Genomic DNA, 433 nt, shown 5'->3' with positions numbered 1-433 from the left:
AGCTTTCGCCGGTCGCGGCCAGCCGGTTGAACAGGCGGGTCTGCTCGGGCATGTCATCGGCATAAGTGATGTCCGCAATGTTTTTTCCGAGAAGTTCGTCCTCTTCATAGCCGACGATCTCGCAGAACCGGCGGTTGATGTGCAGGATCTTGCCTTCCAGGCTTCCCTGGCCAATGCCGGCGGCCGACTGGGATATGACTGCCCGCAGCCTTTCCTCGCTCGCCTGCAATGCCTGATCGGCGCGGACGCGATCAGTCGTCTCGTTGACGATGCAAAAGACGCCGCGGACCGCGCCGTGTTCGTCGCGAATGGCCGAATAGGAGATATCGAAATAGACGGTTTCCGGATAGCCGTGACGCTCGATGTAGAAAGGACGATCCTTTGCCGCGACCGTCTCGCCGGTCTCCATCACCCGGCGCAGGAGGGGTTCGAG

The 433-nt window shown here is 60.7% G+C and carries 1 protein-coding gene; it reads right to left on the bottom strand.

The features are described from left to right. Nucleotides 1–433, bottom strand: a 433-nt coding sequence (locus MRBLMR1_RS29140; RefSeq protein WP_500067080.1) for a PAS domain-containing protein, incomplete at both ends; no start/stop codon positions are given.

This window comes from Neorhizobium sp. LMR1-1-1.1 (assembly GCF_040675795.1).
Taxonomy (GTDB): domain Bacteria; phylum Pseudomonadota; class Alphaproteobacteria; order Rhizobiales; family Rhizobiaceae; genus Neorhizobium; species Neorhizobium cellulosilyticum.
Note: the sequence above shows the minus strand (reverse complement) of the source record. Positions and strands in the feature narration are given on the sequence as shown.